This window comes from Calothrix anomala FACHB-343 (assembly GCF_014696435.1).
GTDB lineage: Bacteria > Cyanobacteriota > Cyanobacteriia > Cyanobacteriales > Nostocaceae > Aulosira > Aulosira anomala_A.
In genome coordinates this window covers 39,567-56,676 of the sequence record NZ_JACJQG010000005.1, presented here as the reverse complement: position 1 = coordinate 56,676, position 17,110 = coordinate 39,567, and the positions used below count along the sequence as shown (strand labels likewise).

At 39.6% G+C, this 17,110-nt stretch carries 21 protein-coding genes; 9 read left to right on the top strand and 12 right to left on the bottom strand.

Features of this window, described 5'->3' with window-relative positions; translation table 11 throughout:
- Window positions 1–577 precede the first annotated feature (577 nt).
- From H6G08_RS03845 to H6G08_RS03830, 4 genes are all read left to right on the top strand, one after another.
- Window positions 578–979 (top strand): hypothetical protein, encoded by a 402-nt coding sequence (locus H6G08_RS03845; protein ID WP_190538964.1) that lies wholly within the window; start codon window positions 578–580, stop codon window positions 977–979.
- Window positions 976–1,785, top strand: a complete 810-nt coding sequence (coxB, locus tag H6G08_RS03840; protein WP_190538963.1) for a cytochrome c oxidase subunit II — start codon at window positions 976–978, stop codon at window positions 1,783–1,785. Before H6G08_RS03845 ends, coxB begins: the two co-directional genes overlap by 4 nt.
- Window positions 1,786–1,911: 126 nt before the next feature.
- Window positions 1,912–3,564 carry a cytochrome c oxidase subunit I gene (gene ctaD / locus H6G08_RS03835; protein ID WP_190538962.1) on the top strand — a complete coding sequence of 551 codons (1,653 nt, stop codon included), beginning with the start codon at window positions 1,912–1,914 and terminating at the stop codon, window positions 3,562–3,564.
- 271 nt (window positions 3,565–3,835) lie between these two features.
- The gene (locus H6G08_RS03830) at window positions 3,836–4,447 is read left to right on the top strand and encodes a cytochrome c oxidase subunit 3 (protein WP_190538961.1); all 612 of its coding nucleotides are present in this window, start codon (window positions 3,836–3,838) and stop codon (window positions 4,445–4,447) included.
- An 85-nt stretch (window positions 4,448–4,532) separates the two neighbouring features.
- Here H6G08_RS03830 and H6G08_RS03825 read toward each other — a convergent pair whose 3' ends face one another.
- Window positions 4,533–4,733 (bottom strand): hypothetical protein, encoded by a 201-nt coding sequence (locus H6G08_RS03825; RefSeq protein WP_190538960.1) that lies wholly within the window; start codon window positions 4,731–4,733, stop codon window positions 4,533–4,535.
- 131 nt (window positions 4,734–4,864) lie between these two features.
- Between H6G08_RS03825 and H6G08_RS03820 the strand changes: the two genes are divergently transcribed.
- Complete coding sequence (locus H6G08_RS03820) at window positions 4,865–5,539, top strand: TetR/AcrR family transcriptional regulator (RefSeq protein WP_242046057.1); 675 nt, start codon at window positions 4,865–4,867, stop codon at window positions 5,537–5,539.
- A gap of 6 nt (window positions 5,540–5,545) precedes the next feature.
- Here H6G08_RS03820 and H6G08_RS03815 read toward each other — a convergent pair whose 3' ends face one another.
- From H6G08_RS03815 to H6G08_RS03800, 4 genes are all read right to left on the bottom strand, one after another.
- Complete coding sequence (locus H6G08_RS03815; RefSeq protein WP_190538959.1) at window positions 5,546–5,731, bottom strand: alpha/beta hydrolase; 186 nt, start codon at window positions 5,729–5,731, stop codon at window positions 5,546–5,548.
- 40 nt (window positions 5,732–5,771) lie between these two features.
- Complete coding sequence (locus H6G08_RS03810; protein WP_190538958.1) at window positions 5,772–6,461, bottom strand: GNAT family N-acetyltransferase; 690 nt, start codon at window positions 6,459–6,461, stop codon at window positions 5,772–5,774.
- A 103-nt stretch (window positions 6,462–6,564) separates the two neighbouring features.
- Complete coding sequence (locus H6G08_RS03805; protein WP_190538957.1) at window positions 6,565–7,227, bottom strand: TMEM175 family protein; 663 nt, start codon at window positions 7,225–7,227, stop codon at window positions 6,565–6,567.
- Between the two features lie 101 nt (window positions 7,228–7,328).
- Window positions 7,329–8,699, bottom strand: coding sequence for a cytochrome P450 (locus H6G08_RS03800; protein WP_190538956.1), 1,371 nt, complete (start codon window positions 8,697–8,699; stop codon window positions 7,329–7,331).
- Between the two features lie 71 nt (window positions 8,700–8,770).
- Between H6G08_RS03800 and H6G08_RS03795 the strand changes: the two genes are divergently transcribed.
- The 4 genes from H6G08_RS03795 (at window position 8,771) to H6G08_RS03780 (ending at window position 12,074) form a co-directional block, all read left to right on the top strand.
- A complete protein-coding gene (locus H6G08_RS03795; RefSeq protein ID WP_190538955.1) occupies window positions 8,771–8,908 on the top strand; it encodes a hypothetical protein in 138 nt (45 codons plus the stop codon).
- A gap of 204 nt (window positions 8,909–9,112) precedes the next feature.
- A complete protein-coding gene (locus tag H6G08_RS03790; RefSeq protein WP_190538954.1) occupies window positions 9,113–9,937 on the top strand; it encodes a dihydrodipicolinate synthase family protein in 825 nt (274 codons plus the stop codon).
- Between the two features lie 601 nt (window positions 9,938–10,538).
- The gene (locus tag H6G08_RS03785; protein ID WP_242046056.1) at window positions 10,539–11,324 is read left to right on the top strand and encodes a class I SAM-dependent methyltransferase; all 786 of its coding nucleotides are present in this window, start codon (window positions 10,539–10,541) and stop codon (window positions 11,322–11,324) included.
- A gap of 6 nt (window positions 11,325–11,330) precedes the next feature.
- Window positions 11,331–12,074 carry an iron-containing redox enzyme family protein gene (locus H6G08_RS03780; protein ID WP_190538953.1) on the top strand — a complete coding sequence of 248 codons (744 nt, stop codon included), beginning with the start codon at window positions 11,331–11,333 and terminating at the stop codon, window positions 12,072–12,074.
- A 25-nt stretch (window positions 12,075–12,099) separates the two neighbouring features.
- Here H6G08_RS03780 and H6G08_RS03775 read toward each other — a convergent pair whose 3' ends face one another.
- The 7 genes from H6G08_RS03775 to H6G08_RS03745 all read right to left on the bottom strand — a co-directional run bounded on the left by H6G08_RS03775 (window position 12,100) and on the right by H6G08_RS03745 (window position 16,985).
- On the bottom strand, window positions 12,100–13,725 hold the full coding sequence (locus H6G08_RS03775) for a methyl-accepting chemotaxis protein (protein WP_190538952.1): 1,626 nt from the start codon (window positions 13,723–13,725) through the stop codon (window positions 12,100–12,102).
- A gap of 601 nt (window positions 13,726–14,326) precedes the next feature.
- Window positions 14,327–14,623, bottom strand: coding sequence for a ferredoxin III, nif-specific (gene fdxB, locus H6G08_RS03770; RefSeq protein ID WP_190538951.1), 297 nt, complete (start codon window positions 14,621–14,623; stop codon window positions 14,327–14,329).
- A 100-nt stretch (window positions 14,624–14,723) separates the two neighbouring features.
- Window positions 14,724–15,023, bottom strand: coding sequence for a 2Fe-2S iron-sulfur cluster-binding protein (locus tag H6G08_RS03765; protein WP_190538950.1), 300 nt, complete (start codon window positions 15,021–15,023; stop codon window positions 14,724–14,726).
- Between the two features lie 36 nt (window positions 15,024–15,059).
- The gene (locus H6G08_RS03760) at window positions 15,060–15,431 is read right to left on the bottom strand and encodes an iron-sulfur cluster assembly accessory protein (RefSeq protein WP_190538949.1); all 372 of its coding nucleotides are present in this window, start codon (window positions 15,429–15,431) and stop codon (window positions 15,060–15,062) included.
- Between the two features lie 30 nt (window positions 15,432–15,461).
- Window positions 15,462–16,259, bottom strand: coding sequence for a HesA/MoeB/ThiF family protein (locus H6G08_RS03755; protein ID WP_190538948.1), 798 nt, complete (start codon window positions 16,257–16,259; stop codon window positions 15,462–15,464).
- Between the two features lie 175 nt (window positions 16,260–16,434).
- Entirely contained in the window at window positions 16,435–16,752 is a 318-nt protein-coding gene (gene nifW / locus H6G08_RS03750; protein ID WP_190538947.1) for a nitrogenase-stabilizing/protective protein NifW, read from the bottom strand.
- Complete coding sequence (locus H6G08_RS03745) at window positions 16,749–16,985, bottom strand: CCE_0567 family metalloprotein (protein ID WP_190538946.1); 237 nt, start codon at window positions 16,983–16,985, stop codon at window positions 16,749–16,751. The genes nifW and H6G08_RS03745 overlap by 4 nt, the downstream gene beginning before the upstream one ends.
- Window positions 16,986–17,110 lie beyond the last annotated feature (125 nt).

The following is a 17,110-nucleotide window of genomic DNA, read 5'->3' as shown; positions in this document are numbered from 1 at the left end:
ATACTAGTACCCCAACAGAAAAATACTTTGAAGCTCTTATGGTGTAAGGATTTACACAGTTGAGTACATTCTTAATTATCCGCGATGAAGAAATCAAGTAGCTGATATAACACTTCTGATATACAGGTCGAATAGGAGTGTTCTGAATATTCTCTAGCAGTTCTCTTTTGATATATGAACCAATAAATACACAAAAAGCATCAGGAGGATTGGGCGAAGACCGATGGGCGATAGTTGAAAAATTTTTCTATCAATAGTTAAGAAAATCTAAAATATTTAGGCATTCTCAACTATTAAGAAATCCTAAAAAATGCTGCCGAACTGAGGGGAGTTTACCCAGATAATCTTTTTTCGTGATATATACACAAAATATAGGTAACAAAATATAAGTAACAAAGGAAGAAAGATTTTTATTCCTTGGTTGTAAGATTGTCTCGGTATTGGCTGACTTTACTTTTTCATCTTCATATCCCAATTGCTCAGAAGCAGATTAAAGCAGATTTTCATATATCAAAGAGATTCGCTGTAATTTGTCAAGATTATTGGCGTTTACAGATGGAATTAACCGGATTTGAAAATGCAGTACTTATACCGCCGCATTCACGAGAATATGCGGTTTAGCGTGATGCTTATGCAACCGAAGACATTAAAAATTATCACAGTAATTTTATTAACCTTAGTAGTGCTTTCTCCAGCTTTAGTAGCCATAATAGTAGTTTGGCAAGAACATCTAAATTTTCTGGCAAGAGAAAATTTATTGTCAGACATAAAAAACAGTCAGCAATTAATGAATTATGGAATAAATCCCCGGATTTATGGATTATTATGGGCGATCATTTTAGCTCCTATAGGTTTTTGTTTAGGAGTTAATTTACATAATAGCTATGTTGCTTATCGAGCGGCGATGAGACAAAGAAAAATCAAAATATTGCAAAGAATGTGGCAGCAGAATCCTTATCCAGAGGAAATTATTTTATGAAACAAATACCCGTTGGCATCGTAACTTTAATCGCAGGTATTTTAATTACTCTCATTAGCTTGTGGGTAGGACAAAATAATCATCTGCTTCCAGAACAAGCTTCTTTACAAGCGCCTTTAGTAGATAATTTTTTTAACGTGATGGTAGCCATTGGGACTGCTTTATTTTTAGTAGTACAAGGGGCGATACTCATTGCTGTAATTAAGTTTCGCCGCCGTCGTGGCGATAACAGCGATGGCGAACCAATGGAAGGTAGCTTTCCTTTAGAAATTTTGTGGACTATCATTCCCGGAATCATCGTTATTGGCTTAGGAATCTACAGTGTAGATGTTTACACAGAAATGGGCGGGATGGATGCCATATCCCATCATGGAATGAGTCACGAATCGATGATGACAGAAACAAAATCTAACCCGATTGGTATTGGTTCCACACCTGTAAACGAAGGAAAACCACCTGCTTTAGTAGTCAACGTCACGGGAATGCAATATGCTTGGCTGTTCAACTATCCCGATAAAAATGTTGATACTGGCGAATTGCACGTTCCTGTAGATCAAGATGTATTACTAAACATCTCTGCAAATGATGTGATTCACTCATTTTGGGTACCCCAGTTTCGCTTGAAGCAAGATGCAATTCCTGGACAAGCCACACAATTACGCTTCACCGCCACCAAAACCGGAACCTACCCCATAGTTTGTGCCGAACTTTGTGGTGGCTATCACGGTAGTATGCGTAGTTCCGTAGTTGTCCACACCCCCGAAGAATACGATCGCTGGTTAGCAGAAAATCAAGTCAGTCAGTAGTCAGTAGTCAATAGTCAATAGTCATTTGTCATTTGTCCTCCTTGTCCCCCTTGTCCCCCTTGTCCCCCTTGTCCCCCTTGTCCTCCTTCCCTAGCCTCTAGCCCCTAGCCCCTAGCCCCTGTTTCTATGACACAGTTACAAAATTCGCAAACTACAGCAGTTGTTACCGCCCACGAACTACCCCAGAGTTGGAAATGGTACGACTACTTTACATTTAATATCGACCACAAAGTCATTGGCATTCAATATCTGGTAACAGCCTTTATCTTTTACCTGATTGGGGGATTGATGGCTATGGCTATTCGCATCGAGTTAAATACGCCAGATGCAGATTTTCTCGACCCCAATCTGTATAACGCCTTCATGACGAATCACGGCACATTGATGATTTTTATGTGGATTGTACCCGCCGCCATTGGTGGATTTGGTAACTTCCTGATTCCGTTGATGGTGGGGGCGCGAGATATGGCGTTTCCGAAATTAAATGCGATCGCCTTTTGGTTGAATCCCCCAGCCGGCGCATTACTTTTAGGCAGTTTCTTTTTTGGTGGTTCTCAAAGCGGCTGGACTGCTTACCCGCCATTGAGTTTAATCACCGCTAATACTGCCCAAACAATGTGGATTTTAGCGATCGTTTTGGTGGGAACTTCCTCAATTTTGGGGGCGTTAAACTTTGTCGTCACCATTTTGAAAATGAAAGTCCCCAGTATGCAATGGACACAAATGCCATTATTTTGCTGGGCAATTTTAGCAACTTCCGTTTTAGCCCTGCTGTCTACCCCAGTGCTAGCGGCGGGATTAGTGCTGTTATTATTTGATATCAACTTTGGCACTTCTTTCTTTAAGCCAGACGCAGGCGGAAACGTGGTGCTTTATCAGCATTTATTCTGGTTTTATTCCCATCCTGCCGTATATTTAATGATTTTGCCCATCTTCGGCATTATGTCCGAGGTGATTCCCGTTCACGCCCGTAAACCAATATTTGGCTATAAAGCGATCGCTTATTCCAGCTTGGCAATTTGCATTATCGGTTTATTCGTATGGGTACACCACATGTTTACCAGTGGTACACCCCCTTGGATGCGGATGTTCTTCACCATCTCTACTCTCATTGTTGCCGTTCCCACCGGCGTGAAAATTTTTGGTTGGGTAGCAACTCTATGGGGTGGTAAAATCCGCTTCACCAGCGCCATGCTATTTGCCATTGGCTTGCTATCCATGTTTGTAGTTGGTGGATTGGGCGGTGTAACTTTAGGCACAGCCCCTTTTGATATCCACGTTCACGATACCTATTATGTCGTCGGTCATTTTCATTACGTCTTATTTGGCGGTTCCGTATTTGGCATCTATGCCGGAATCTATCATTGGTTTCCCAAAATTACCGGCAGAATGATGAATGAAACTTGGGGAAGAGTTCACTTCGCCCTCACTTTTGTGGGTACTCACCTCACCTTCCTACCCATGCACCAGTTGGGATTACAAGGAATGCCCCGTAGAGTCGCCATGTATGACCCGCAATTTGCCGGAATCAATCATATTTGTACCATTGGCGCGATGATTCTTGGCATATCTGTATTACCCTTTTTCTTCAACGCCATTTGGAGTTGGATGTATGGTACCAAAGCCACAGATAATCCTTGGGAGGCGCTGACTTTAGAATGGACAACCGCTTCCCCACCAGCGATTGAAAATTGGGAAGTATTACCTGTAGTCACTCACGGCCCCTATGATTATGGGCGCAATATTGAAATTCCAGAAACAGCCCAAACCGCAGCTTAGATTTAAACAGTCTTTGCGGTACATCAATATATTCTAGAGGGCATGGCAATGCCATGCCCCTACCATCTGTCCCCTTCTTTTTTCAAATTGGTATTAGAAATCTCATTGACTCTGCGTTCTCTGTGTCTCTGTGGTTTTATTATTTAACCGCAGAGAACGCAGAGAAGCCAGTGCGTTGCGCGGGTTCCCCACGTTGTAGCAACTGGCGTGACACAGAGAGAAAAAGTCTTGAAAGTACACCGTCCAATTATTTATCTAGAAATTGGAATTTATGCAGGATTCAACTTTAAACGCCCCAGAAATAGCCTTAGCGTCAACCGCTTCTCACGAACACCATCCAGACTTGCGGGTGTTTGGGCTGCTGACGTTTCTGGTTTCCGAGTCTTTAATGTTTGCTGGCTTTTTTGCCACGTACCTGATTTTGCGTGGTGGTGCGGAAGTCTGGCCGCCAGAAGGTACAGAGGTAGAATTACTCGTACCCACGATTAACACAATCATCCTGGTTTCTAGCAGCTTTGTCATTCATTTAGGCGATACAGCGATTAAAAAGAACAATGTCGCCGGAATGCGTTTATGGTATGGAATTACGGCGCTAATGGGAGCAATTTTCTTAGGCGGTCAAGTATATGAGTATTTGACACTGGGATATGGATTAACTACCAACGTGTTTGCCAACTGCTTTTACTTGATGACTGGTTTTCATGGTTTACACGTATTTATTGGGTTATTGTTAATACTTGGTGTGCTGTGGCGATCGCGCCGTCTCGGTCATTACTCTGCAACTAAACACACTGGCATTGAAATGGCGGAAATCTACTGGCATTTTGTAGATATCATCTGGATTATTCTATTTTCGCTGCTGTATCTCCTAACTTTGCTCTAAATTGCCGCGAAATGTAAAAATAATCAGCTTTAAAGGGTATTTCTGTACATTCAGAAATACCCTTTTTGAATTTATGTATCCCACTTCATACCAATTTAAATAGCTTTTGCGGCACATCAATATATTCTAGAGGCAATGCCATGCCCCTACCATCTGTCAGATTCTTTTTTAATTTGCTGGTTATTTTCTGGCTCAAGCGGTGATGGTCGATCATGGCATGTATTGTGTCATCAAGCAGAGCGATCGCCCTTTCGCGACGAGACAGGGAAATTAAATTCTGACTCATGGAAAGATTCTCCATTAAGAACTAAGATAAAATACGAGTAAAGCTCACTTTTTAAAATATGACAATTACTCATGTTATGTCAAGATAAATGTGATTAATCCTCATTTATTCCCTCAAGCCAGGGAGGTAATATGACCAACGAAAGCCCATCAAGCGCAGGCGGAATGCGCCGCAAACCACGCCAAGCCCGCAGCCAGGAGCGAGTTAACCGCATTATTGATGTAGCAGAAGAACTGTTTATTTCTCAGGGCTATGCTGCAACTACAACCAATGCGATCGCGGCTGGTGCAAAGATACCCATCGGCTCACTATACCAATTTTTTCCCGATAAAACAGCGATTATGCAGGCTTTGGCCTTGCGGTATGAAGAACGTCTGCATCAAAAATTGGCAATACTCAATAATCCCGATTTGGTAAAATTGCCCTTATCTGTCCTGGTTGAGCAGTTGATTGATATCACCGAGCAGCATTTCTCTGAAAATCCCGGCTACTTTGCAATTTTTATGGAAGTTCAGAGTGTTATACCTGAAGTGCAAGCAGTTGGAGATGCTGCTGATGCTGAACTGATTAGAGATTTCGCCACCTTGCTCGCGCAAAGGGAAGCAGGGTTAGAGACAGTAGACTACGAAGCGATCGCCTTTGTGTTGGTAAAAACAATCAGTACCTTAATGTGGCTTTCCCTCAATCAAGAGCAACAGTTTCGGCAGCGACTGGTAGCAGAAATGAAGCGTTTCAGCTTAAGTTACCTGCAAAGTCACTTCTCATCTAGCAACTTACCAGATGAGAATTTGGGGAGAAAAAATTGACTTGTTTTATCTTTGAATATATTCACCCAAGTAATTTAACGATAATTTACCTACAGAAGAATAGAGGAAGTGTGAAACTTTCACATGGCTGATTTTGATGCGTTTTTGCAATAATTCCCACAGTCTTGCTATTTTATCACGCGAAAAGGTTGTGAAAAATATCGGTTTTGGCTGTTGATTGTTGACTGTCAACTGTTAACAGTCAACAATCCTTGAGATCAGATTTCACAAATCATTTAGGATTGCTATAGTCTGATTGTGGTTCGCGCTTCATGAACCATAATTGCCGACTATCTTGTAATAGTTTGTCACTATCCACAACGACAAATCCCTGTCTTTGATAAAAACGTACTCCTGATGGTGTAGAAGTTTCTAAATAACAAGGAAAACCTGCTTTATCTGCTCGATTGAGTACAGGTTGCAGCAGCTTTTGTCCCACACCTTGATTTTGAAAATCTGGAGAAACACCAAGCATCCTCAAATACCAATGTGGTTTTTTCATAATTTTTTGATGGTATTCATCTACTTTTTGATTGGCGGATAAAAACTCTACCATTTTGCGAACCCCGATTTTTTGTGGTAGAGAAATTAGTCCAGCTTGCAACCAATGTAATATACTATCGCTGGAGTATTCTGGTGGTGTCCAAACTGCAACTCCTTTAATGCAATTATTGGTTATATAAATTTCTTCGGAGCGTTGATAATAACATAATACTGTGCGCGAAATCCACTCAACTGCATCTATTCTTTGCTGATGTTTTTTTGGGAGAAAGTATGATAAAAATGGGTCTTGAATAAATGCTTGACCTAATACGCGTGCGCTATCTTGGATCTGATTTTGATTGAGTTTAATTATGGTATCGTCTGGCAGATTGTTGTTAATGGTTGAAAAATCTTGAGATGTATTTCTGTGAGTTGTCATAAAAAACTCCTACAAAATTCACTTAATGCCTGACTTGCGTAATTCCATCTTGATGAGAATTGTCTATTGATGTGGTGATGATTGCCTCAAGCTGACAGATTTATCACACTAATTCAGCCGATTTATTGAAGTATTTTTCTAAGGGAGAATAGGCAAAGAAGAGCAAAACCCAAAAATAGTCCCATAACTCTTGATTAAGATATGCCACGCCAATGGAAATCAATGCACCTATCGGTTCAATTAAAGCTTTGATTTTCATTGAGCGAATTGTCCCATCATCCAAATCACTGTCTACTAATTTGCGATCGCCTGTCGCATAAGACCAATTTATCCAAGAAACAAACCCAATTGCGGCAATATTTAAACTAAACCAAACTTCGACCATAAAATTTTCTGGAAATGTGATGATTAAATCATTAGATAAAGGCACTAAAAACAAGCCTATTAAATACCCTACAGAAATCCACATATGGGTTTCATCAGTTCTTCGCAGATATTTGAACTGGCGGGAATGGGAAATCCAATAATTCGCTACTAAAATAAAAGTGATAGCATAGGTTCCTAAAGGCTTTAACTGACTAAACAAAAAGGCATTGATATCACCATCAGTCATTGCTTTAGCATCTTCTGGTAAATCAAAGGCAATTATCATTAAAGCCATTGCAAAGGCAAAAATAGAATCACTCAAACGTGCTAAAGACAAAATGTTTTCGGAATTATTTTGATTGCTTTGAATAATCTTATCTTGCTCTATTAATTCCTTCATAATTTCATCTCCTGCACAACATTAGAGTTAAATAGATCCCTGACTTCTTGAAGAAGTCGGGGATCTGATGGGAACCAACTTCTCATAACTTGAAGCAAATTCTATGCAACTGCTTTCAAGACAACTTGAATGCCGTGTCTGGCGCGGAGGGTAATTGAGGGCTGAAGTTCGATGTTTTGATCGGCAACGAGATCCAGTTGGAATTTTTGGGCGATAGTTGCTAGTAATAACACCGCCTCCATCACAGCAAAACTCTTACCAATACAAACGCGAGGCCCATCACCGAAGGGGAAATACACGCCACGGGGTAACTGTTTTTCTAGGTCATTAGCCCAGCGTTCTGGCTGAAACAATTCTGGTTCGGAAAAATAACGCGGGTTCCGGTGCATAGCCCATTGACTAGCAATTAAGGTTGTCCCTTTGGGAATCAAATAGCCGCCAATTTCGCAATCTTGGGTTGCTTCCCGTGAGACATCGGTGGCAGGGGGATACAGCCGCATGGATTCTTTAATTACCCAATTGGTGTAGGTTAACTGGGGTAAATCCGCCAGGGTTGGTGTGCGTCCGTTCAGAACTGTTTTCAGTTCTGCATTGAGTTTTTCCCGGACATCGGGATTTTGGGCTAATAGCATCCATGTCCAAGACAGGGCATTGGCGGTGGTTTCGTGTCCTGCCAAAATTAAGGTTGCAGCTTCATCTCGCAATTGTTTATCGGTCATGCGGCTACCATCATCTGCGTCTTCGACCTGCATCAGCATTCCTAATAAATCTTTGCCTGTTTTACCACTGGCGCGACGCTGCTGAATGATGGCATATACTGTTTCATCCAATAGAGCGATCGCTTCTTGCAAGCGTTGATCTATATCCTCAGAAGGCATATCTGCACTGGGCGATCGCAGTTCCCCAATTTCCGTTAATGCCCCCATCACATTCTTCGCTTCTTGATATTCAACCCAGTTCATGGCTACATCTAGGGTATGGGCAATGCTTCCGGCGGCAGTATCCTCTACATCCTGGTCAAAGATGGTTTTCATCACGATGTTCAGCGTCAAGCGCATCATGGCTTCATGGACATCATGCACTTCTCCATCTTGCCAAGTTTCTAACATTCGTTGGGTGTAGCCCACCATCATGGCAGCATAACTGTTAATTTGCTGCTGATGGAAGACGGGTTGGGCAAGTCGTCTTTGTCGCAACCAAAAATCGCCTTCACTGTTCAACAAGCCATTACCTAAAATACCGCTCAGTTGTTGTGTTTCTGCAGCTTTGATAAACAACATCCGGTCTTTTAACACTTGAGTGATGTAGTCAGGATTAGACAACAGACAAAACCATTCATCGCCAAATTTCAAAGGTACGATGCCTTCATAGTCTTGGGTACAGCGTTGCATAAATCCCAAGCGATCGCTTCCGTATTCTTCTAAAGCAGTTACAGGATTGGGATGGGGTAGGTTCAGTAAATCTTGGCTCATTGTCAGAGACTCCTTTTCAGTTGCTGGTTTATGTGAGCGAAGCTCATATTTTGATAATATGAGCATCATTCATGTTTGTCAACAAAAATGTGAGTACTCCTCATTTATTTATTTTTGCTATGAAGGTAACTGATGACTCAAAGCCCGTTAACCCCGACAAGCTTGCAGTCAGACGCGAGTTAATTCTTGAGCAGCGATCGCGAGAATAGCCAAGTATAGGAGTATCCGATACTGGGATATAAGTTAACCACTAACGTATTTACCAACTGAATTTTACTTGATGAATGTATTTCATGGTTTACACGCATTTATTTAGTTGCGGTTGATACTAAGTGTGATGTAGCGATCGCGTGGAAAAATCATGAGCATGAGCTAGGATAAACAATCTGTGATTTAACAATTTTATCTAGCGCATGGAAAATTTTTTTACCCAAAGTCCTTTACTACCCCATCTTTACGCAGTTCTCGTCACACCATTTCAGGCTGAAGGTGAATTAGATGAAGCTAGTTTAGAACGTTTAGTAGAGTTTTATATTCAAAAAAAAGTACATGGACTAGCAATATTAACTGTATTAGGAGAAGAAGCTAAATTAACACCTAAAGAACGTTTGCGAGTAGCACAAATTGTCTTTAAGCAGGTGAAAAATCGCGTTCCTGTAGTGGTAGGAGTAAGCGGAACAGCAGAATCAGCCGCAAAATTTGGGTTACAAATGTCTGCATTAGGTGCTAAAGGTTTGTTAGTTGTACCGCCTAGCTTTTCTGATACACAACAAGTAAAACAACACTATCAGAAAATTGGTATTGCCACTCAAATGCCTTTAGTAGTTCTAGATTATCCGGCTTTAACAGGAAAATTATCGGTGAGTTTTCTAGCAAGTTTGGTAGAAGAAGTAGAGCAGGTACAGGCGATTAAACTAGAAGAAGAACCTACCTTTGAGAAAATTCGGCATTTACGTAATAGTTTAGGCGATCGCTTAGGTATTTTTGGTGCATTAGGCGGTGTACATTGTCTCCCAGAACTACAAGCAGGTAGTCATGGGTTGATGACAGGTTATGCTTACCCCGAACATCTACTGCAAATTATGGATCATTTTCGCCAAGGTGAATTAGTAGCAGCAGATCAAGAGTATGAACGTTGTTTACCTTTACTCAAACACGAATATCAAGGAGGATTAGCTGTGAGAAAGGAAATTTTACAGCGTAGAAAAATAATCGCTTTAGCTAAAGTTCGTAGATGAATTGTGAAGAATATCTCGAAAAAATAAATTGTGACTAACGTAAATATATGCAGATTCAAAAATCAGTGATAATACTCTCAAGATATTCAACTATTAATGTTAAAACGGGAAGTATTCAGCATGGTTATATCTATTAATATTCATTTAAGTGTGTTAAAAAATTTGGGAGAAACTTAGACAAAAATAATTTTTTTTAGCTAAGAACTTTACTATATAAGTAGTAAATCAACAAAAATATTAGGTAGGCAATGCCAATCATAAAATAATTTTGTTTCTAAATAATCTTTATGTGATTTGGCAAAGAAATTTAAGAAAAAAAGCTTGTAAAGATTCTCGGTTTAAAATATTTCATTGATTACAATTCGATTCTTGGTAATTACTAGCGCAAACAGATAAGCATTCTTGCTATTAGATGATTAATTATCAAATTTTAGAGGATTTATGAAAAGTTTTTGTCTTGTATTTAAGACTCATAGCTCCTCCTAAATCTTCTTTAAAAAGGGTGACTATGAGATACTTTCTACCCTTGCTAGGGGTTAGGAGAGAACCAAGCAGATATTAAATAATTATCAGATATCTTCCTCAAATTCCATTTCAAAATATGAACGATTTAAACAATTCAATGGTAAATAACACAAATTCAACTGTAAATTTATATAATCAAACTGCATCAGAGTGGGTAAGAAAACACCCCCTTTCTCTCTCAGATTTTACAGCGCGTCCTTTCATACTAGAAATGTGCGAGCCGATTCATCAACTGCGAGTGCTTGATTTAGGCTGTGGTGAAGGTTATTGCACGCGAGAATTACACCGACGAGGTGCGGCGCAAGTATATGGAATAGATGTTTCTCAAGGGATGATTGAAGCAGCGCAGGCACAAGAATTAGCAAATCCTCTAGGGATTAAATATGCAGTGGGATGCGCCACAAATCTGCAACAATTTGGTGATGGCGAAATAGATTTAGTAGTTGCAGTATTTCTGTTTAACTATTTAACAATTGCTCAAACCCAGGAATGCATGAAAGAAATTTCTCGCGTACTTCATCCTGAGGGGAGATTTATCTTTAGCGTTCCTCATCCATGCTTTCCATATATGCGCGAACCAGGATATCCTTTCTATTTTCAGGTTGAAGATAAAGGCTACTTTAGTCAGCGCGATCGCTTATTTCCTGGACAGATTTGGAAACGAGATGGTTCTTGGCTCAACGTTCAACTGATTCATAAGACTTTGGAAGATTACTTTAATTGTTTGAAGATAGCTAATTTCAACACTATGCCCATCTTTAAAGAATTGCGTGTTACCTCAGAGCATGTAGCTTTAGATGAAGCATTTTTTAGTCCATTAGTTGATTTACCACTACATTTAGCAATTCAAGTCTCAAAATAATATTGTATGTCACATTTAAAAAAACATTGTTTACAGGAAATCGCAGTTAATCATCAACTATGGAACCATGAATTTCTTAAACGTTGCCGTACTGAAAATTTATCACTTTCAGATATCCAAATATTAGCTGTGCAAATGTATAAATTCTCAAAAGAATTTAATCGAATTCTTGCAAGTATTTTATCTTGCTGTCCCGATGAAGCTGCTCAGTTAGCGATAGTAGAAAACTTATTTGATGAAATGGGACAAGGAGATATAAATCAGTCCCATCCAGAATTATTTCGGCGCTTTACTCGTGCAATTGGGATTGATGACACCACCCTAGCAGCATTACCAACCGCACCAGAAACTCGTGCTTTAATTGAAACTTATTTGCAAATTCCTGCTAAATATGGTTATTTAGCGGGTTTGGCTGTAGTTTGTTATGCTTCTGAAGGTATCGTTAATTCGTTATATACCCAACTATATAGAGGAATTATTGGTTCTACTCCCTTACCCAAAGAAGCGCTGAAATTTTTTGAAGTCCATATTGATGTGGATGATAGTCATGCTGCGAAATTAGGAGCAGTCATCGAACCTTATCTGCGGCTCAGTAATGAAGATATTTATCTTCAAATTAAACTAGCTATTGTGGAAGCAATGGAAGCTCGTTATCAATTTTTTAATGGAATTGAGCGTCAAATTTGTGAGGAATTCAGGAGACAAACAATAGAAGAGAATATTATTTCTACTACTTTACAGAAAGTCTAAAAATCTGCTCGCCTAGATTTCAAAATTAGAGCTTGAAGCGAGAAATCTCCTGTCGCAAACCTTGAGCTACTTGATTCATTTGGGAAATAGTCTGATTAATTTCTTTCAATGAATCAGCAGTTTGTCTAGAAGTACTGCTTAACTGTGTCATTGCTTCACTAATTTGTTGTGCGCCTTGAGATTGCATTTCCATCCCTTGACTCACAACTTCAAATCTAGGAGTTAAATCCTGTACTTGCTCAATAATTTGTCCTACCTGATTGCTAATACTGGCTACATCTTCCATACTGTGTCCTACTTCTGTGGTGAATTTATCCATTTCCATCACGCCTGTAGATACAGAAGATTGCATTTGTTTAACCATCTGCTCAATATCTAAAGTTGCTACTGCAGTTTGGTCTGCTAAACGGCGAATTTCTCTAGCAACCACACTAAAACCTAAGCCATATTCCCCAGCTTTTTCGGCTTCAATAGCAGCGTTCAAAGATAGTAAATTGGTTTGATCGGCAACTTTATTAATTGTCACGACAATATTATTAATATTGTTAGCCTTTTCACTAATTACTCCTAATCTAGAACCAATAGAATTTGTCGCTTCTGCTAGTTGACGCATCTTTGTTTCCATCCGCAATAAATCTTTTTGGCTCTTACTAGCGGCAATTGTTGTAGTTTGTGACATAGCTGCCACTTCTTCCATTGTTTTTACTAGTTCTTTAGCAGTTGCCGAAATTTCTTTAGCCGCGATCGCTACCTGATTTGTTGATGCTACCTGCTCTGCAAGTGTAGCTTCTAATTGTTTACCTGATGCGGCTATTTGTGTTGCCGAAGAAGTCGCCTGCATACCAGATTTTTGGACTTGGCAAATCAGATTACTCAGGCTATGCGCCATATCTTTTAAAGTAGCCATGAGCTTACCAATCACATCTGTTGAATTTGCTTCGATTTCAACTGTTAAATCACCAGCAGATACTCTTTTAGCTAAAGCAAAGGCATTTTGTAAAGAGTTATTTAAAGCTCTACCAGGAATGAGAATAATAGCCAGGCAAACTGAAATCACTGTGAAGATAATAATTAAAAGACTTGACAAAATAAATAAGTCATAAAAATCTTGAATTTGATTAACTTGCTTTTGCTGGTCTTTTAATTTTTCATCTTCTATTTGTAACATTTTATTAATTTCTTGCCTGATTTCATCCATCAGATTTTTACCTTTATCTGCCGCAAAGAAACTTAGTACTTCTTTTTCTTTACCTAGCCGTTTAAGCTGAATAGTTTCCTCAGATAATTGAATTTTACTTTCTGCTAAATCTTCAAGCTTGTTTAAGTTAATCAGTTTTAAGTCATCATCTTTAAACTCTCGGTTCATTTCATTGAAAACATGCTCAATTCTTTCTTTAGCTTGATAAAAAGGCTCTAAATAGTCATCATTTTTAGTAATAATAAATCCTCTTTGTCCAGTTTCAGAATTTACTATAAGTTTTTCAATTTCTTTGAGATTGCCTTTCAGATTGTAAGCTTTAGTGACTAGGTTGGTATTAGCTACTAATTGTTGCTTGGTTACTTTTGTAAAATAAGTTGTAATACTTGCTAAACCAATTATTATGCCACATCCAGCCATCACAAATTGGTTAAGTCTTAAACCTTGGTTCATATAGTTATTTTTCCCTCAAATAATGCAAAAGTATTTTGTTAAATTTAGACAGTTTCTGTAAACAACAGACAGATATCAAGGCAGATAAAATACCTTGTCACTGCAAGCGTTCCCTTGCAATACATAAGACAAACAAGTCGTAAACAAACAATAAATAACTTAATATTCCATAATGTTTTGCAGTGCTACTACATCACCAATCATCTTAATTATTAATGATGAGTTCGGTGAATATATGGCTATATCCTTGAGATTATCGGATTAATTCTCAAGAAAATAGGTTTTTCTGTATTTATGATGCTATAATTTCTTGAAAATCTATAATTTTAGCGTAAAATCACAGATTGTAGATATTGATATCGTCAATGACTGAATTCAGCTTCAACAGTTAATATTAGTGGTTGTTATTATTAATTTAAGTAAGATATTTACCATTAAAAGATTTTTGCTCTCTAACAAGCCAAGTTTTACCTTCTAGGAGAAATGTCTGCAATCTTTCCCAAGAGCGATCGCAAAAATAGGCATCACCATTAACAACGGTAATGCCTAATCAAGCAAAAGAGAGGATTTGATTACTGGGGCTTAAGATCAATCGATTGTGCTAATTCTGTTCGAGTGGGCTATGGCTATAACAATTTTTGGGGCAAGTTCGAGCGCAAGCCTGACAACCAATACAGTATTCTGGATGGATAATAGACATGACTTTACGCTCGATTTCTTCATTCTCCTCATCTTCGACAAACTCGCCATCTTCATTTAATGCACGTAGTACTAGTACATTCCGACCACACGCTTTAAAACATCTACCACAGCCAATGCATTTGTCCTGGTTAATTTCTTGAACAAATTGGGGTGTCCAGACTTCTCCCCCAAAAGTTAAACCAGTGAGTATCGCCATAGTGTAATTTTCTTGAATTATGAGGTTAGGAGCTACGGGCTAGGGAATGATTTTTCTGTCAACCGTCAACAGTCAACCGTCAACAGTCAACCGTCAACAGTTAAACCAAATAGGGTTCTTGGTGAGTGCGAATTGTGCAGTCAGAACGGGGATAGGAGACACAAAGAACAATGAAGCCTTTAGCCATCTGCTCGTCATCGAGAAATACTTGTTCAGTTTGATCTACTTCACCTTCAACGACTTTGGCGACACAACTAGAGCAAGAGCCAGATTGACAGGAAAAGGGTAATTCTATATCTTGTTGTTCTGCGGCATCGAGAATACTGGTATTTTCTTCAACAGGGATGGTGATATCGAGCGATCGCTTTTTATTGATTAGTCTGACTTGATAAGTTGTCATCTTCATGTCCTCCAAAATAAAATCAGGTTTCGGATATCAGCTACAAGGTACGCCAGCAGGAGAGCAATTACCTGCTTGGAATGATTTCCCACAGCCACAGGTATCAGTAGCATTGGGATTGCTAAACTTAAATCCGCTTTCCAGTAAGCCATCGACAAAATCCACAACCACGCCTTCTAGTAATGGTGCGCTTTGGGAATCGACGTAGATGCGTAACTTTCCTTGTTGCAAAACTATGTCATCGGCTTGCGGGGTGTTAATAACTTTGATGGAATACTGATAGCCACTGCAACCGCCATCCTCAACCGCAACACGGATGCCTTTCTGAGTAGCATTTTCATCTTTGCTTGAGGCTAAAAGAAAAGTCCGCAGCCGGAATTCTGCTGCTTCTGTTAAAGTTAACGTCATAAAATATACCTTTTGACCATTGACCGTTGACTATTGACTATTGACTAAAACGCGACTTAGTTGTTGGGGAGTAGAATATTGGTGAGAATGAGTACCGCAGACTGGACAATTGCGATCGCGATATGAACGACGTTTAGCAAAATTCATCTGGTGTAAATCCATCGTTAATAGTTGCGATAACAATGGTTGACTACATCCAGTAATCACCTTAATTGCTTCTAGCGCTGTCAAACAAGCCAGAGTACCCGAAACCGCACCCAGTACGCCAAAACCACGCCGATCCCATTCGGGTTTTTCGGGAAATAAGCAAGACAAGCAAGGTGTCACGCCAGGGATAATTGTGGTTAAGTAAGCTTCCATCCCATCCATCGCCGCTTCTACCATTGGTTTACGCCAACGCACACAAGCTGCATTTAATAAATCGCGTTCGGTAAAATTATGGGCGCAGTCAAGCGCCACATCGGCGGATTTAACCAAAAAATCTACATTATCTGGCGTAACATAATCAAATATGGCTTCGACTTCCACATCTGGGTTGATATCCGCTAGCCGTTCTTTCGCTTTAAATACGCGCGGCTTACCTACCCAATCGTCACTCATGAGAATCTGACGATTCATGTCATCTAGCCGCAACTCACCGCCTCGAACCAGAATCAGCCGCCCAACACCAGCTACCGCCAAGTAAAGCGCTGCTGTACCGCCCAATCCTCCCACACCTGTAACTAGCACCGTTGCTGACTTGAGTCGCTGCTGTGCTTCTTTGCCAAAACCAGGGAGCATGATTTGGCGACGGTAACGTTCTAATTCAGTAGGCGAGAGATTTACCACTGTTGATTTCTCCTGTTTTGAAGGGGCTAGGCTGAATTTATCGAACCGCCAAGACGCCAAGAATGTGTAGAGTGTGCATAAGTCCTAACTTCTTCACTCTGCGCCTCTATGAACTCTGCGGTTAAAAAATAATTTATATAACCGCAGAGAGCGCGGAGAACACAGAGAAAGAGATTTAGCTGGTGGCAATTTCTGTTAGCATGACAATATTGTTTGGCTTCTGTTTAAACACCTTGAACAGCTTTTGTTGTAGAGGTGTGGAACTGAGAAAAACTTCGTAAGCTTGTTTGAGTGCTGTGCAGTATAAATCGAGTTTTTCTGCTTGACTGACTGCGGAATTATTATTATCAATTTCGCGAATGTATTGAGAAAACAGCTTCAAAATATGTAAGCGATTAACATGGACAACTTGAGGATCGTAATCAAGTTTAAAAAATTCAAAGTATTCCTCAGCATCAACAATTTGATTAAACTTTGCAACATCCCATGTCATGATTTCTGCTCCAAATTCTTCAGTTGAGATTTCAATTCATCTAAATGACGGTAAATTTCATAAGTTTCGGCTGCTACTGCTGTCAAGTTTTGGTAATCTGTTGGCAAGCCTTCCGCTAAATCATGCAGATCCATCTTCATTTGACCTGCCTTACTATTCAGCCGTTTAATTTGTAGTTTTAAATCTTCAATAGCTTTTTGATTTTCGCAATCTGTTTCTGCTGCTGGCACCATAATTTTCTCCTTTGAATGAAGGCAGAGGGCAGAGGGAAGGAGGCAGAAGGAATAAATTTTTATCCTTTGGCATAAAAGTGAAACACTCAGAATTCATGGATATAAACAAAGGTTTAATTGAAGTA